11 protein-coding genes are annotated in these 14791 nt (G+C 66.3%); 6 read left to right on the top strand and 5 right to left on the bottom strand.

Features of this window, described 5'->3' with window-relative positions:
* Positions 1 to 311: 311 nt before the first annotated feature.
* A complete protein-coding gene (locus OMP44_RS17155; protein ID WP_280309912.1) occupies positions 312 to 1301 on the bottom strand; it encodes an aldo/keto reductase in 990 nt (329 codons plus the stop codon).
* A 102-nt stretch (positions 1302 to 1403) separates the two neighbouring features.
* On the opposite strand from OMP44_RS17155, the gene OMP44_RS17150 reads away from it, so the two are divergent.
* Positions 1404 to 2318 (top strand): LysR family transcriptional regulator, encoded by a 915-nt coding sequence (locus OMP44_RS17150; protein ID WP_280309909.1) that lies wholly within the window; start codon positions 1404 to 1406, stop codon positions 2316 to 2318.
* A gap of 8 nt (positions 2319 to 2326) precedes the next feature.
* Here OMP44_RS17150 and OMP44_RS17145 read toward each other — a convergent pair whose 3' ends face one another.
* Genes OMP44_RS17145 through OMP44_RS17135 form a run of 3 tightly spaced genes read right to left on the bottom strand, consistent with a single transcriptional unit; the run spans position 2327 to position 6200 of the window.
* Positions 2327 to 3670 carry a c-type cytochrome gene (locus OMP44_RS17145; RefSeq protein WP_187980863.1) on the bottom strand — a complete coding sequence of 448 codons (1344 nt, stop codon included), beginning with the start codon at positions 3668 to 3670 and terminating at the stop codon, positions 2327 to 2329.
* 11 nt (positions 3671 to 3681) lie between these two features.
* Positions 3682 to 5469 carry a GMC family oxidoreductase gene (locus OMP44_RS17140; protein WP_273862584.1) on the bottom strand — a complete coding sequence of 596 codons (1788 nt, stop codon included), beginning with the start codon at positions 5467 to 5469 and terminating at the stop codon, positions 3682 to 3684.
* Entirely contained in the window at positions 5469 to 6200 is a 732-nt protein-coding gene (locus OMP44_RS17135; protein WP_273862583.1) for a gluconate 2-dehydrogenase subunit 3 family protein, read from the bottom strand. Before OMP44_RS17135 ends, OMP44_RS17140 begins: the two co-directional genes overlap by 1 nt.
* A gap of 563 nt (positions 6201 to 6763) precedes the next feature.
* On the opposite strand from OMP44_RS17135, the gene gabP reads away from it, so the two are divergent.
* On the top strand, positions 6764 to 8152 hold the full coding sequence (gene gabP, locus OMP44_RS17130) for a GABA permease (RefSeq protein WP_280309904.1): 1389 nt from the start codon (positions 6764 to 6766) through the stop codon (positions 8150 to 8152).
* A 354-nt stretch (positions 8153 to 8506) separates the two neighbouring features.
* Positions 8507 to 8716 (top strand): DUF1127 domain-containing protein, encoded by a 210-nt coding sequence (locus OMP44_RS17125; protein ID WP_133860393.1) that lies wholly within the window; start codon positions 8507 to 8509, stop codon positions 8714 to 8716.
* A 124-nt stretch (positions 8717 to 8840) separates the two neighbouring features.
* On the opposite strand, the gene OMP44_RS17120 is transcribed toward OMP44_RS17125, so the two are convergent.
* On the bottom strand, positions 8841 to 9068 hold the full coding sequence (locus tag OMP44_RS17120) for a hypothetical protein (protein WP_133860394.1): 228 nt from the start codon (positions 9066 to 9068) through the stop codon (positions 8841 to 8843).
* 307 nt (positions 9069 to 9375) lie between these two features.
* Here OMP44_RS17120 and OMP44_RS17115 point away from each other — a divergent pair, with 307 nt between their 5' ends.
* The 3 genes from OMP44_RS17115 to OMP44_RS17105 are packed head-to-tail and all read left to right on the top strand — an operon-like array spanning position 9376 to position 14596.
* Positions 9376 to 10479 (top strand): efflux RND transporter periplasmic adaptor subunit, encoded by a 1104-nt coding sequence (locus OMP44_RS17115; protein ID WP_133860395.1) that lies wholly within the window; start codon positions 9376 to 9378, stop codon positions 10477 to 10479.
* Positions 10476 to 11546, top strand: a complete 1071-nt coding sequence (locus tag OMP44_RS17110; RefSeq protein WP_133860396.1) for an efflux RND transporter periplasmic adaptor subunit — start codon at positions 10476 to 10478, stop codon at positions 11544 to 11546. The genes OMP44_RS17115 and OMP44_RS17110 overlap by 4 nt, the downstream gene beginning before the upstream one ends.
* A complete protein-coding gene (locus tag OMP44_RS17105; RefSeq protein ID WP_133860397.1) occupies positions 11543 to 14596 on the top strand; it encodes an efflux RND transporter permease subunit in 3054 nt (1017 codons plus the stop codon). Before OMP44_RS17110 ends, OMP44_RS17105 begins: the two co-directional genes overlap by 4 nt.
* Positions 14597 to 14791 lie beyond the last annotated feature (195 nt).

Below are 14791 nucleotides of genomic sequence, written 5' to 3'. Positions count from 1 at the left end.
CAACCTCGTACCCATAACGGCCGACGGCTGAATCTCTGGCTGGAGGAAGGCAGCGTGTGGGCAAGATGCCCAGGCATGCAGGTAAGTACTTGGGAAGGCAGGCAACCGGCCGGGCACGAGATTCAGAGGCCAGGGCGGCAGATCCTGAGCAATCGAGGGATCGGTTTGATCTGGGTGACGCTTGTTTCACGCTGCTACAACGAGCGGAAAGGCGTCCAGCGATTGGGGTCAGCTTGGTACTAACCCGATCAAGCTAGCAGGATCGATGCCAGCCGTGCAAGCCCGTCGGTCGGCGACGGGCTTGATGGTCACTAGCGCTCGACGAGCTGCATCCAGGCGGCGGGATAGCGCGTACCGGCCACCTGTTCCGGGGTAAACAGCCGAGCCAATTCGGCGCCCTCGGCTGCGCTCAACTGCACGTCGAGCGCGGCAAGATTCTCCTGCAGATAACGCCGCTGGCGCGTGCCGGGGATAGGGATGATGTCCTCGCCCTGGGCCAGCACCCAGGCCAGGGCCAGCTGGCCGGGCGTGACGCCCTTGGCGCCGGCCAGGGCGCGTACCTGTTCCACCAACGCCAGATTGCGCTGGAAATTCTCGCCCTGGAAGCGCGGACTCAGGCGGCGATAGTCATCCGCGGCGAAATCCTCCGGTGATTTCAGGGCGCCGGTGAGAAAACCGCGGCCGAGCGGGCTGTAGGCCACCAGGGCGACTCCCAGTTCGCGGCAGGTGGCGAGCACGCCGTGTTCCTGGGGATCGCGTGACCAGAGCGAAAACTCGCTCTGCAGGGCCGCGATGGGATGGACCTGCTGGGCGCGGATCAGGGTCGCGCTGGAGGCCTCGCTCAGCCCCAGGTAGCGCACCTTGCCGGCCTGCACCAGCTCGGCCATGGCGCCCACCGTGTCTTCGATCGGCACCTCGGGATCGACCCGGTGCTGGTAGTAGAGATCGAGATGCTCGATGCCCAGCCGGCGCAGACTGCCCTCCACCGCCTGACGCACGTAGTCGGGCCGGCCATTCACCCCACGGGTATCAGGATCTTCGCTGCGCACCAGACCGAACTTGCTGGCCAGGAATACCTGCTCGCGGCGTCCGCGCAGGGCTCGGCCCAGCAATTCCTCGTTGTGATGAGGGCCATAGGCATCGGCGGTATCCAGCAGGGTCACGCCGCGTTCCAGGGCCAGGTCCAGGGTGGCCAGGGCCTCGCTCTCGTCGGTGGCGCCATAGAACTCGCTCATGCCCATGCAGCCCAGCCCCATGGCGGATACCTGCGGGCCATTGCGGCCCAGTTGTCGTTGCAACATGACGTACGCTCCGTTCGTGAAAGACCAGGCCAGTCTCGCTATTGAGAGGACGTCAACAAAGCTGCTATCGAGACAGGCAGTATTCGATGGGATTGAAGAGTCTTGGACCGATTGGCAGCCATGCGCGGCTTCGTGCGGATCGTCGAGCGCCGCTCCTTCAGCCGGGCGGCCGCCGATCTTGGCCTGTCACCCGCAATGGCGACCCTGCTGGTGCAGCAGCTGGAAGCCCATCTGGGCGTGACGCTGCTGCATCGCACCACCCGGCGGGTCAGTCCGACCCTGGACGGCGCCGCCTACTACGAGCGCTGCGTCGGCTGGCTGGCCGAGCTGGATGACATCGAAGGCGCCTTCAGCCAGCGGCGGCGTCAGCCACGCGGTCGGCTGCGCGTCGATCTGCCCGGGGCCCTGGGGCGGGCGCTGGTGATACCGGCGCTGCCGGACTTCTGTCGCCGCTATCCCGAACTGGAGCTGGTCGTCAGCTCCGACGATCGACCGGTGGACGTGATCGGCGAGGGCATCGACTGCGTGCTGCGCAGCGGACCCCTGCTCGACGAAGGCCTGGCCGACCAGGCGCTCGGCGAGTTGGTGCAGGTGACCTGTGCCAGTCCGGACTACCTGGCGCACCAGGGCCGGCCGGACAGCCTGGCGGATCTCGCCCAGCACCAGCTGGTGCACTACCGCTCCCAGCGCAGCGGTCGTCGGCTGCCCTTCGAATTCCGGCACGAGGGTGAGCTGCACTGCCTGGATCAGCCCGGACGCCTGACCCTCAGCGGCGCCGACGTCTATGTCGGTGCCGCCCTGGCCGGGCTGGGCCTGATCCAGGCGCCGCGCTATCACGTGGCGGCGGATCTGGCGGCCGGCCGGCTGTGCGAAGTCCTGCCCGACCAGCCACCGCCGGACTTGCCGCTGGCGGCGGTCTACCCCCTGGCCAGCCAGACCTCGCCGCGGGTACGCGCCTGGGTCGAGTGGCTGCAGGAGGTGTTCGCCGCCGTGGATCCGGCCTGGCTGCGCCGCTGAAGCGAACGCTATTTACCCGCTTCGCGCGGCTCTGGCTGACCATGACCGAAGGCCTGGCCGAGATCGTCCCCGGAGGTGGTGCGCGTATCGTCGGTACGCCACTTGGCGACCTCGGCGGCGCTGACCGGGGCGGCGTCGTTGCCCCAGCTGGCGCGGATGAAGCTGACCACGTCGGCCACCTGGGCATCGTTCAGGCGCCAGCCGAAGGGCGGCATGACGATCATCGACGGCGCGGTGTGCAGGCCGGGCAGGGTGCCGCCCTTGAGCACGATGTTGATCAGCGAACTGGCATCGGCCGTACGCAGCACCGGATTGCCGGCCAGCGCCGGGAATACCCGGTCGTAACCCTGGCCATCGGTGCGGTGGCAGGCGGCGCAGTTGTCCACATAGACCTGGGCGCCCCGGGCACTGTCATCGCCGCGCCAGAGCGCCGCGGCGGCACGCCCGTCGGCCTGGAAGGGCGCATCGTGCGGATCCCTGGCCGGCAAGGTCTTGAGGTACCGGGCGATGGCCTGCAGGTCGGCGTCGCTCAGGTACTGCAGGCTGTGCTGCACCACCTCGGTCATGCCGCCGAACACGGCGCTGTCGGCGGAGCGCCCGGTCTTGAGGAATTGCACCAGCTGCGCTTCGCTCCAGCGACCCAGGCCGTCGCGCTGGTCGCCGCGCAGATTCTTGGCGATCCAGCCTTCCAGGGGTGCGCTGCCGGCCAGGAAATCCTTGCCATCGGCAGGGGAGAGGGCCTTTTCCTGCATGGTGAAGGCGCGTGGCGTGTGGCAGGCGCCACAGTGGCCGAGGCCTTCCACCAGATAGGCACCACGCGCCACCACCGGATCTTGGTCCGGCGCGGGCTGGAATTGCACCACCTCGGGCGCGAACAGCTGGCGCCAGATCGCCAGGGGCCAGCGCATGGACAGAGGCCAGGGGATGTCGCTATCGCGATTGGCCTGCTCGACCGGCGTCACGCCGTGCATGAAGTAGGCATAGAGGGCGCGCATGTCGCCCTCGCTGACCCGGGCATAGGAGGGGTAGGGCATGGCCGGATAGAGGGTATGACCCTCCTTGGCTATACCCTCGCGAATGGCTGCATCGAAGTCGGCATAGCTGTAGGCGCCGATGCCGGTCTGCCGATCCGGGGTGATGTTGGTGGAATAGAGGGTGCCGATGGGCGTCTGCATGGGCAGACCACCGGCGAAGGGCTGGCCGCCCGGCGCCGTGTGGCAGGCCACGCAGTCGCCAGCCCGGGCCAGGTATTCGCCTTTCTTGACCAGCGCCGGGTCAGTCTCTTCGGCGGCCTGGGCCGTCATGGCCAGACCGGCGCCCAGCAGCAGGGTCGCGAGGGTACGGAGGATCATGGGCGCGCCTCTCATGCCTGCACCAGGGGGCCAGGGTTCTTCAGGTATTGCTCGCGGATGGCCCGCGCCGACCAGTAGGTCAGGGCCGCCACCAGGCCGGTGGGGTTGTAGCCCAGACCCTGGGGAAAGGCCGAGGCGCCCGGCACGAAGACGTTGTGCACGTCCCAGCTCTGCAGGTAGCGATTGACCGCGCTGGTCTTGGGATCGGTACCCATGATGGCGCCGCCGTTGAGGTGGGTGGTCTGGTAGCTGGCGGTGTTGAAGTGCCCGCCGAACTCCTTGACCGAGACGCTGATGTGCTCGGGGCTCATGGCCTCGGCGATCTTCTTCATCTTGGCCGCCATGAAGCGGGTCATGCGGATGTCGTTGTCCTTCCAGTCGAAGGTCATGCGCAGCAGCGGCTGGCCATAGGCGTCACGGTAGGTGGGGTCCAGGTCCAGGTAGTTGTCGCGATAGGACTGGTGCGCACCGTGGGCGTCCATCGAAAGCTGATGGTTGTAGTAACCGGCCTGGGCCTTTTTCCAGGCACTGCCCCACTGCGGCGTGCCGGGCGGATTGGCCGCCCCGGCGATGGGCCGGGTGCCGGCCTGGTTGACCCACATCGGCGAGCCGCCGACGAAGCCGTGGGGGCCGTGGTCGAAGTTGTCGGCGTTGAAGTCGTCCACCGCCACGCCATTGCCGCCGGCGCCGATGAAGGGATTGGTGTGGTGCTGGTCCTGGCGGAAGAAGGCCTTGATGGTGGCCATGTTCTGGTAGGCGAAATTGCGCCCGACCACGCCCTCGCCGGTCCTGGGATCATAGGGCTGGCCAATGCCCGACAGCAGCATGAGGCGCACGTTGTTGAACTGGAAGGCGGCGAGGATGACGATGTCGGCCGGCTGTTCCAGCTCCTGGCCCTGGGCGTCCAGGTAGGTCACCCCGGTGGCCTTCTTGCCGGTGCTGTCCAGGTTCACCCGCAGCACATGGGCCTGGCTGCGCAATTCGAAGCGCGGCTCCTGCTTGAGCGCCGGCAGGATGTTGAGATTCGGCGAGGCCTTGGAATACATGTAGCAGACGTAGCCGCTGCAGTAGCCGCAGAAGTTGCAGGGGCCCATCTGACACCCATAGGGGTTGGTGTAGGGCCCCGAGGTGTTGGCCGAGGGCAGGTTGTAGGGGTGATAACCCACGTCCCGCGCGGCCTTCTCGAACAGTTGCGCCGAGACGGTGTTCTTTTGCGCCGGCAGCGGGAAGTCGCTGGAGCGATCCGCGGCATAGGGGTTACCGCCCTTGCCGTCGCCTACGACCTGGCCCTTGACGCTCCAGGCGGTGCCCGAGGTGCCAAAGACCTTTTCGGCGAAGTCGAAGTAGGGCTCCAGCTCGCCGTAGCTGACGCCGAAGTCCTGGATGGTCATGCCGTCGGGGATGAATTTCTTGCCGTAGCGCTCTTCATAGTGACTGCGCAGGCGCAGTTCCACCGGATCGACGCGGAAGTGCACCCCCGACCAGTGCAGGCCGGCGCCGCCCACGCCATCGCCGGGCAGGAAGACACCGAGCTGGCGGTTGGGCAGGGCGACATCGTTGACGCTGTGGCGGATGGTGACGGTTTCCTTGGAGACATCGACGAACAGCTTCTTGCGGATGCTGTAGGTGAGTTCGTCGATCACCTGGGGGTAGGAGCCGTCGGGATAGGTGTCGCGGTAGCTGCCGCGTTCCAGGGCTACCACGTCCAGACCGGCCTCGGTCAGTTCCTTGGCCATGATGGCGCCGGTCCAGCCGAAGCCGACGATCACTACATGCTTGCTGGGCAATACCTTGGCCATCAACCGCGCTCCCCGCGAATGGAGACCGGCGGCAGCGGATAGCGCTCGTCGCGCTCCACCCAGTCCATGAAGTCGGCGCGGGCGCCGGGGAAATTCACCAGCTTCCAGCCGACCAGCTGCTTGTTGCCGCCATGCAGCGGATCGCAATAGAAGCCTTCCTTGGTGTTCTGCAGCAGCTGGGCGAAGAACAGCTTGGCCGGCACGCCCTCGAGCGCGGCGTCATCGCTTTCCAGGGCCTTGAGGGCCACGTCCTGGTCGGCGGGTGCCAGCTCGGCGAAGACCTTGCCGTGCTGCTGACGGGTCCAGCGATCCACCGCGGCGATGCCCAGGCGATAGAGGTCCTGGGGTACCAGGCGACTCTGGTAGCCCATCTCCGGTGCGGCATCGACGGCGAAGGGACCCTGCATGTACCAGAGGCCGCCGCGGGCATAGGCGGTCTGCATCTGTCGGTCGATGAATTCCGGCGCACCGGCTTCCAGCGCGCCCGGGCCGAGTTCGTCCGCCGGAATCAGCCGGGCCACCGCGGCCCGCACGAAGGCCCATTCCTCGGCGTTGAAGAACACCGGTTGATAGTGGTCGGCGCGCGGACTGCTGCCCGGCTTGCTTTCCGGAGTGGGCGCGGCGAGAGCCAGGCCCGAGGGGGCACCGCCCGCCAGGGCGACCACGGGAATCAGGCTCAGGGACTTGCGCAGGAAGTCGCGGCGGGCCGGGACGGAATCGTCTGCGGACATGGTCAGGGTCTCATCAGGTGCCCGACGTGAAAACTCGGGGCTTATGGTTAGCTAGCTAATATGTTGGAATATTACCAATATCCACTGGTCGCGGTTACATTTTGTCGCAGCTGTGCAGAGGCCACGCGGCCCGGCAAGTTCCCTCGCTCCCGTCGCGAAGGGAAAAGCGCCTGAGGCGCGGCCTCGGGTGAGCTTGGTGTGGCGAGAACCGGTCGCGACGCTCCAGGCCTGGCGATCTCGCCGTCGTGGGTGGCATTTCCGACCGTGTGGACCAGGTTGCTGACGCTCAGATCTTGCCTGAGTTACCTAAGGTTCCACCTTTGCAAGCACCATAAGTGTGCAAGTTGCACAAGGTGATACCTAACGAAGCAAGCCAAACGGTCTTGTGCACTTAAAAGAAATCACTTTGCACATCAGATGGTTAGCGCGATAGCTCGCTGGAGCGCCGCTTTTTCGCCGCTTTCCGCGAGGCATTGCACTCTTTGAGTTCGATTTGTGCCGATTTCAGCAGGGATGGCGCGCAAGTTGCACTTGGGAGGTTTTCCGTTGTCAGGTAACACCTTATGTCCAACGTAGAATGCAGCCTCTCTCCGGCGCTCAAACCGCGCCATGTGACCATGTTGTCCATCGCCGGGGTGATCGGTGCCGGCCTGTTCGTCGGCTCCGGTCATGCCATCGCCGCGGCCGGCCCGGCCGTACTGCTGGCCTATGCCCTGGCCGGTACCCTGGTGGTGCTGGTCATGCGCATGCTGGGTGAAATGGCCGTCGCCTCGCCCGATACCGGTTCCTTTTCCTCTTATGCGCAGCAGGGCATCGGTCGCTGGGCCGGCTTCACCATCGGCTGGCTGTACTGGTGGTTCTGGGTGCTGGTGATTCCGCTGGAGGCGGTGGCCGCCGCGGCCATCCTCAGTGCCTGGTTCCCGGCGATCGCCACCTGGCAGTTCGCCCTGATCATCACCGGCATCCTGACCGTGACCAACCTGTTCAGCGTCGCCAAGTACGGCGAGTTCGAATTCTGGTTCGCCCTGCTCAAGGTCATCGCCATCGTCGCCTTCATCGCCCTGGGCGCGGCGGCCCTGGTCGGGGCCCTGCCGGGTCGCGAGGTCAGTGGACTGAGCAACCTGATGGCCCATACCGGCGGCTTCATGCCCAATGGCTTCGGCGCGGTGCTGGGTGCCCTGCTGACCACCATGTTCAGCTTCATGGGGACCGAGATCGTCACCATCGCCGCCGCCGAGTCCAAGGACCCGTCGCGGCAGATCAGCAGGGCCACCAACTCGGTAATCTGGCGGATCGCGCTGTTCTATCTGGTCTCCATCTTCCTGGTGGTGTCCATGGTGCCCTGGAACGATGCCCAGCTGCCGCTGGTGGGTTCCTATCAGCGTGCCCTGGAGATCCTGTCGATCCCCAACGCCAAGCTGATCGTCGACTGCGTGGTGCTGGTCGCCGTGGCCAGCTGCCTGAACTCGGCGCTCTATACCGCGTCGCGCATGCTCTATTCGCTGGCTCGCCGTGGCGATGCCCCGGCCAAGCTGGGTCGGGCCTCCAGCAGCGGTGTACCGCGAGCTGCGGTGCTGGCCAGTACCGCCGTGGGCTTCCTCACCACCATTGCCAACTACACCATGCCCGAGGCGGTGTTCAGTTTCCTGCTGTCCACCTCCGGTGCCGTCGCCCTGCTGGTCTACCTAGTGATCGCCGTGACCCAGCTGCGCCTGAGAGGCAAGCTGATGGCCCGCGGCGAGCAGCTGGAATTCCGCATGTGGCTGTTCCCATGGCTGACCTGGGCGGTGATCGTCTTCATCGTCGGCGCCCTGACCGTGATGCTGTTCAGCGAAGCCCATCGCTTCGAGATCCTGGCGACCGGTCTGCTGGCACTGGTGGTCGTGGCCATCGGCACCTGGGTCGGCCGTCGCCAGCCTGCCACGCCGAGCTTGGCTGCTGCCGCACGTTGATCGCGAGAGGCTTCCGACGTCGCCAGGCGTCGGGAGCGCTCCTTTCTGGAGCACTGAGGCTTTTTCAGGCTGGACAGCGGGCGCGGTAACAGGTAGAACAGCACTCCTGTTTTGTTGGCTAAAGGCCAACTGTACAGCTCAGATTCCCGCGATGTTCCCTCTGGTAACCAAATTTTGCACTGCAATGGTGCAATACGTTACAGAATGACCCAAATTGCAGCAGTACAGTTGCAATTGTGTGCGAGGTGATCCGCGAACCTTTCCCTGTACTGTTACTGGTGGTAGCACTCGTCCGGCGAGACAATGGCGCCATTCGATGACCAGTACCCGTCACAAGCGGGAAGGAAAGCCACCATGGAACGCACCTTCAGTTCCTCGCTGTACAACGCCAAGCCCAGCACCCGTGTTCCCGCTGCCCTGCGCGTTATCTCCACCCTGTCCACCTGGCAGCGTCGCATCGCCAGCCGCAATGAACTGGCCCGTCTGGATACCCGTATGCTGGCTGACGCCGGTATCACCGAGGCCCAGCGCTACCAGGAAATGCACAAGCCGTTCTGGCGCTAAGCCCGGCCGCTGCACAGTTTCCACAGACCCCGCTCCGGCGGGGTTTGTTTTGTCCGCCGTCTGTACGGCAGACAACGAAAAGCCCCGGCATGCCGGGGCTTTTCGTTACCGCCGGGGTGGGCGGTTACTGCATGTTGTTCTGGTTGCGGGCGTCGACCTTGTTGGGCTTGTCGCTCTTGAAGGGCACCTCGGCAGCGCCGTCGGCACCCCCCTTGACGGTAGTCTTGCCCGGCACCTCGGTGGTGGCGGCGCCATTGACGGCCGTGGCGCTCTTGGAAGCATCGGCCGCGAAGACACCCGTGGCCATCGACAGCATCACAGCAGCGGTAGAGGTGATCAGCAGCTTTTTCATGAGTTCGGCCTCGTCGAAATGAACCTGTGAATCTGATAGGGCCCGCACCGCAAGGGCGTCGGGCATCAGCTGCAGACGGACAGGTCCACAGCGCACATATCAGTTGACTGCCGCCCGGAATGCCGGGTTCCAGGGCATTTGTGAACATTTGTGGGCGAGTGGCCGCTCCGGCAGCGGGCGTTTGCACCTGACCCTCGGTGTAGCGCTTCCCAAGTGGCCTCAGGCACCTGACAATTCGTCAGACGAACCCACTGCGACGCGCGTGGTCAGTTCGCAGATCGCGCCTCTTCCACCAACAAGGACAATCATGAGGGCTCTCCGCCTTGCTCGCCTCTGCCAGGTAACGGCTGCTCTGACCCTGGTAACGCTGTTACCGGGCTGCTCCCAGGAGCAACCTCCCACCGAGGAACGGGCACGGGTGGTGGTGGCGCAGCTGAGTCCGATACGGGACAGCCAGCGCATCCCCTTTACCGGAGACATCCAGGCACGCGTCCAGGCGCCGCTCGGTTTTCGGGTGAGTGGCAAGATCAGCGAGCGGCTGGCGGACGTCGGTGATCGCGTGCGCGAGGGCCAGGTGCTGGCCCGGCTGGACCCCCAGGATCTGCGCAACAACCTGGCCGCCGCCCAGGCCCAGGTGGAGGCCCAGGAAGCCCGCACGCGCCTGGCCCGCGTCGATTTCGAGCGCCAGGCCGCGCTGCTGCCCAAGGGCTACACCAGTCGCAGCCAGTACGACCAGGCCCAGGCCACCCTCGACGGTGCGCGCAGCGCCCTGCAGACCGCCATGGCCCAGCGCGACGATGCGCGCAAGCAGCTCGGCTATACCGAGCTGCGCGCCAGTGCCGCCGGAGTACTGACCGCCCGCCATGCCGAAGCCGGGCAGGTGGTCCAGGCCGGGGCGGCGATCTTCGATCTGGCAGTGAGTGGCGAGCTCGACGCCGTCTTCGATCTCTACGAATCCCTGGCCCGCGAACTCAAGGTCGGTCAGACCCTGCCCGTCGTCCTGCAGGCGCAACCGGCGATCACGACCCAGGGCACCCTGCGCGAGATCGCGCCGACGGTGGCCAGCAGCGGCACGGTGCGCATCAAGGTGCAACTCGATCGACCGCCAGCGGCCATGACCCTGGGCGCGGTGGTCAACGCCCAGCTGGAGGGCGTGGCCGAGCAGGGCTTCGCCCTGCCCTGGACGGCGCTGAATGGCACCACCGATCAACCCGCCGCCTGGCGCCTCAATGACGATGGCCGGGTCAGCCTGCAGCCGCTGCGCATCGAGCGCTATACCCGTGACAGCATCATCGTCAGCGACGGGCTCAAGGCCGGTGACCGCATCGTGGTCGCCGGTGGCCAGGCGCTCAGTCCCGGGCAGAAGGTCGAGCTTGCCGAGCGCTCCGCCTTCAACGAGGTGCGGCCATGAAGCCGCTGCTGCCGCTCTGCCTGCTGCTGGTCCTGGCCGGCTGTTCCGACGACGAGGCCCCGCCGCCGCCGATCCGGCCGGTGGCGACCCTGACCCTCAGTGCCCCGCCGCCCGGGCGCGAGGTCTTCGCCGGCAGCATCCAGGCGCGCTACGAGAGCGTGCTGGGCTTTCGCGTCGGCGGCCGCATGACCCGCCGGCTGCTGGACGTGGGTCAGCCGGTGCGGCGTGGCCAGTTGCTGGCGGCGCTGGATCCCACCGATCAGGACAACGCCCTGCGCAGTCGCCAGGGCCAGACCGCCGATGCAGAAGCCCAGTGGCGTGATGCGCGCAACGATGCGCGGCGCCAGCAGCAGCTGTTCGACCAGGGGGTCGGCTCGCGCTCCCAGCTGGACCAGGCGCTGACCCGGCTGCACACCCTGGAAGCCTCCCGCGAGCAGGCCCAGAGTGCCGAGCGCCAGGCCCGCGACCAGCGCAACTATGCCGAACTCCAGAGTGATTTCGACGGGGTGATCACCGCCTGGCAGGCCGAGGTCGGCCAGGTGGTCTCCGCCGGTCAGCCGGTGGTGCGGGTCGCCCGGCCGGATGTTCGCGAGGCGGTCCTGGATCTGCCGGCCCAGGCCATCGGCCAGCTGACCCCGGGACGTGTCCTGACCGTGCGCATGGCCCTGGATCCCGAGGTGGCGGTGCAGGGCCGGGTGCGCGAGATCGAGCCCCAGGCCGATGCCACCACCCGCACCCGGCGGGTACGCCTGACTCTGGACGAGCCGCCGGCCGCGCTGCGCATCGGCAGCCTGGTGCAGGGCGAGCTGGAGTCGCCACCCGCCGCGGGCCTGCCGCTGCCGACCCAGGCGCTGCGGCGTCAGGATGGCCGGGCCTCGGTGTGGGTGGTGGAAGGCCAGGGCGAGCAGGCGCAGGTACGCCAGCGTCCGGTCGAGGTGCTGCGCGAGGCCGCTGGTCTGGCGTGGATCGGCAAGGGCCTGAAGGTGGGTGAGCGGGTGGTGACGGCAGGGGTGAACAGTCTCGAGGAGGGACAGCGGGTGAAGGATCAGGAGGGCGCTCGGCCATGAAAGGCTTCAACCTGTCGGACTGGGCGCTGCGCCACCAATCCTTCGTCTGGTACCTGATGTTCGTCGCCCTGCTGATGGGCGTCTTCTCCTACATGAAGCTGGGGCGCGAGGAAGATCCGTCCTTTGCCATCAAGACCATGGTCATCCAGACCCGCTGGCCGGGGGCGACCACCGAGGAGACCCTGCGCCAGGTCACCGAGCGGGTGGAAAAGAAGCTCGAAGAGCTGGATTCCCTCGACTACACCAAGAGCTTTACCCGGCCGGGGCAGTCCACGGTGTTCGTCTATCTGCGCGACACCACGCCGGCCAAGGCGATTCCCGACATCTGGTACCAGGTGCGCAAGAAGGTCTCGGACATCCAGGGCGAATTCCCCCAGGGCATCCAGGGACCGGCCTTCAACGACGAATTCGGCGACGTCTTCGGCAGCATCTATGCCTTCACCGGCGACGGCTTCAGCATGCGCCAGCTGCGCGACCAGGTGGAGCAGGTGCGCCGCGAGATCCGCAGCGTGCCCGGCATCGGCAAGGTGCAGCTGATCGGCGCGGAGAACGAGGTCATCTACCTGGACTTCTCCACCCGCAAGCTGGCGGCCCTGGGCATCGACCAGCGCCAGGTGATGCAGAGTCTGCAACAGCAGAATGCGGTGACCCCCTCGGGCACCATCGAATCCGGCGCCGAGCGCATCAGCGTGCGCACCAGTGGCGAATTCCGCTCCACCGCCGATCTGGCCGCCGTCAATCTGCGCATCGACGACCGCTTCTATCGGCTCACCGACCTGGCCGACATCCGCAGCGGCTACGCCGATCCGCCCAGTTCGCTGTTTCGCTACAACGGCCAGCCGGCCATCGGCCTGGCCATCGCCATGAGCAGCGGCGGCAATATCCAGACCTTTGGCAAGGCGCTTACCGAGAAGATGCAGGAGCTGACGGCCGACCTGCCGGTGGGCATCGGCGTGCACGTGGTCTCCAACCAGGCGCAGGTGGTGGAAAAGGCCGTCGGCGGCTTTACCCGGGCGCTGTTCGAGGCGGTCATCATCGTACTGGTGGTGAGCTTCATCAGTCTCGGCGTGCGCGCCGGCCTGGTGGTGGCGCTGTCGATCCCCCTGACCCTGGCGTTGGTGTTCGTCTTCATGGAGTACAGCGGCATCACCATGCAGCGAATCTCCCTGGGCGCCCTGATCATCGCCCTCGGTCTGCTGGTGGACGACGCCATGATCACCGTGGAGATGATGGTGACCAAGCGCGAGGAGGGCGAGTCGCTGCACCGCTCGGCGACCTTCGCCTACGAGTCGACCGCCTTTCCCATGCTCACCGGCACCCTGGTGACGGTAGCCGGCTTCGTGCCCATCGGGCTCAATTCCAGCAGCGCCGGCCAGTACACCTTCACTCTGTTCGCGGTGATCGCGGTGGCGCTGCTCCTGTCCTGGATCGTCGCGGTGTTCTTTTCGCCGGTGATCGGCGTGCACATCCTGCCGAAGAAGGTGAAGCAGAAGGACCACGACCAGCCCGGCCGCCTGGCACGCTGGTCCGACGGTCTGCTGCTGGGCGCCATGCGCCACCGCTGGCTGACCATCCTCCTCACGGTGCTGCTGTTCGCCGCGGCGCTGTTCTCGATGAAGTTCGTGCAGAACCAGTTCTTCCCGTCCTCGGATCGACCCGAACTGCTGATCGACTTCAACCTGCCGCAGAACGCCTCCCTCGACGCCACTCGCGCGCAGATGGACAGATTCGAGAAGACCCTGGCCGACGATCCGGACGTGGCCCACTGGAGTTCCTATGTCGGCCAGGGCGCGGTGCGCTTCTATCTGCCGCTGGACCAGCAGCTGGAGAATCCCTTCTATGGCCAGGTGATCCTGGTGGCCAAGGACCTGGAGGCGCGCAATCGCCTGCTGCCCAAGCTCAAGCAGCGGCTGCGCCAGGACTTCGTCGGCCTGTCCGGCTACGTCCAGCCGCTGGAGATGGGTCCGCCGGTGGGCCGGCCGATCCAGTACCGCATCAGTGGCCCCGACGTCGCCGAGGTACGCCGCCAGGCCCTGGCGCTGGCCAGCGTGCTGGGCAAGAGTCCCCAGCTGGGGGACTTCCTCTACGACTGGAACGAGCCGGCGCGGATGCTCAAGGTCGAGGTCAACCAGGACAAGGCGCGGCAGCTGGGCTTCTCGTCCCAGGACGTGGCGCAGATCCTCAATGGCGTGGTGACCGGTACCCCGGTGACCCAGGTACGCGACGACATCTACCTGGTCAACGTGGTGGCGCGGGCCAGTGAGGCCGAGCGGCGCTCGGTGGAAACCCTGGAGAATCTGCAGATCATGACGCCCCAGGGCGTCGCGGTGCCGCTCAAGGCCTTCGCCCGTATCGACTACGCCCTGGAGCAGCCGCTGGTATGGCGCCGCGATCGGCTGCCCACCATCACCCTCAAGGCCTCGATCCTCAGCGAGATCCAGGCGCCGGATCTGGTCAAGCAGCTGCAGCCGGACGTGGATGCCTTCATCGCCAAGCTGCCGCCGCGTTATCAGGTGGCGGTAGGCGGCACGGTGGAGGAGAGCAGCAAGGCCCAGGGCCCGATCGCCGAGGTGGTGCCGCTGATGCTGTTCCTCATGGCCACCTTCCTGATGATCCAGCTGCACAGTATCCGCAAGCTGTTCCTGGTGGCGAGCGTGGCGCCCCTCGGGCTGATCGGCGTGGTGCTGGGCTTGATCCCCTTCGGCCAGCCGCTGGGCTTCGTCGCCATCCTCGGGGTACTGGCGCTGATCGGCATCATCATCCGCAACTCGGTGATCCTGGTGACCCAGATCGACGCCTTCGAGCGTGACGGTCGCTCGCCCTGGGACGCCGTGGTGGAAGCCACCCGGCACCGGCGCCGGCCGATCCTGCTGACCGCCGCGGCGGCCAGCCTGGGCATGATTCCCATCGCCCGCGAGGTGTTCTGGGGGCCGATGGCCTACGCCATGATCGGCGGCATCGTCGCGGCGACCCTGTTGACGCTGCTGTTCCTGCCGGCGCTGTACATCGCCAGCTATCGCATTCGCGAGCCGGGGCGTGAGGAACGATGAGCGAAACGGTAGGGCAAAAAAAAACGGCCCTCTGGCGGAGGTCTCCAGAGGAGACATCTGCCAGAAGGCCGCAAGGAGCTATCCAAGGAGCCACTGCCGGAGGGAAGGATTCGCGCGGTCAGAATGTCGAATCCACAGCGGCTCACCGCACCACTATCGTGCGTGCGACTTTTTCAATAAAGTGACGGCTTGACG

This window comes from Pseudomonas flavocrustae (assembly GCF_029872515.1).
In the GTDB taxonomy this organism is placed as follows: Bacteria; Pseudomonadota; Gammaproteobacteria; order Pseudomonadales; family Pseudomonadaceae; genus Chryseomonas; species Chryseomonas aestiva.
Note: the sequence above shows the minus strand (reverse complement) of the source record. Positions and strands in the feature narration are given on the sequence as shown.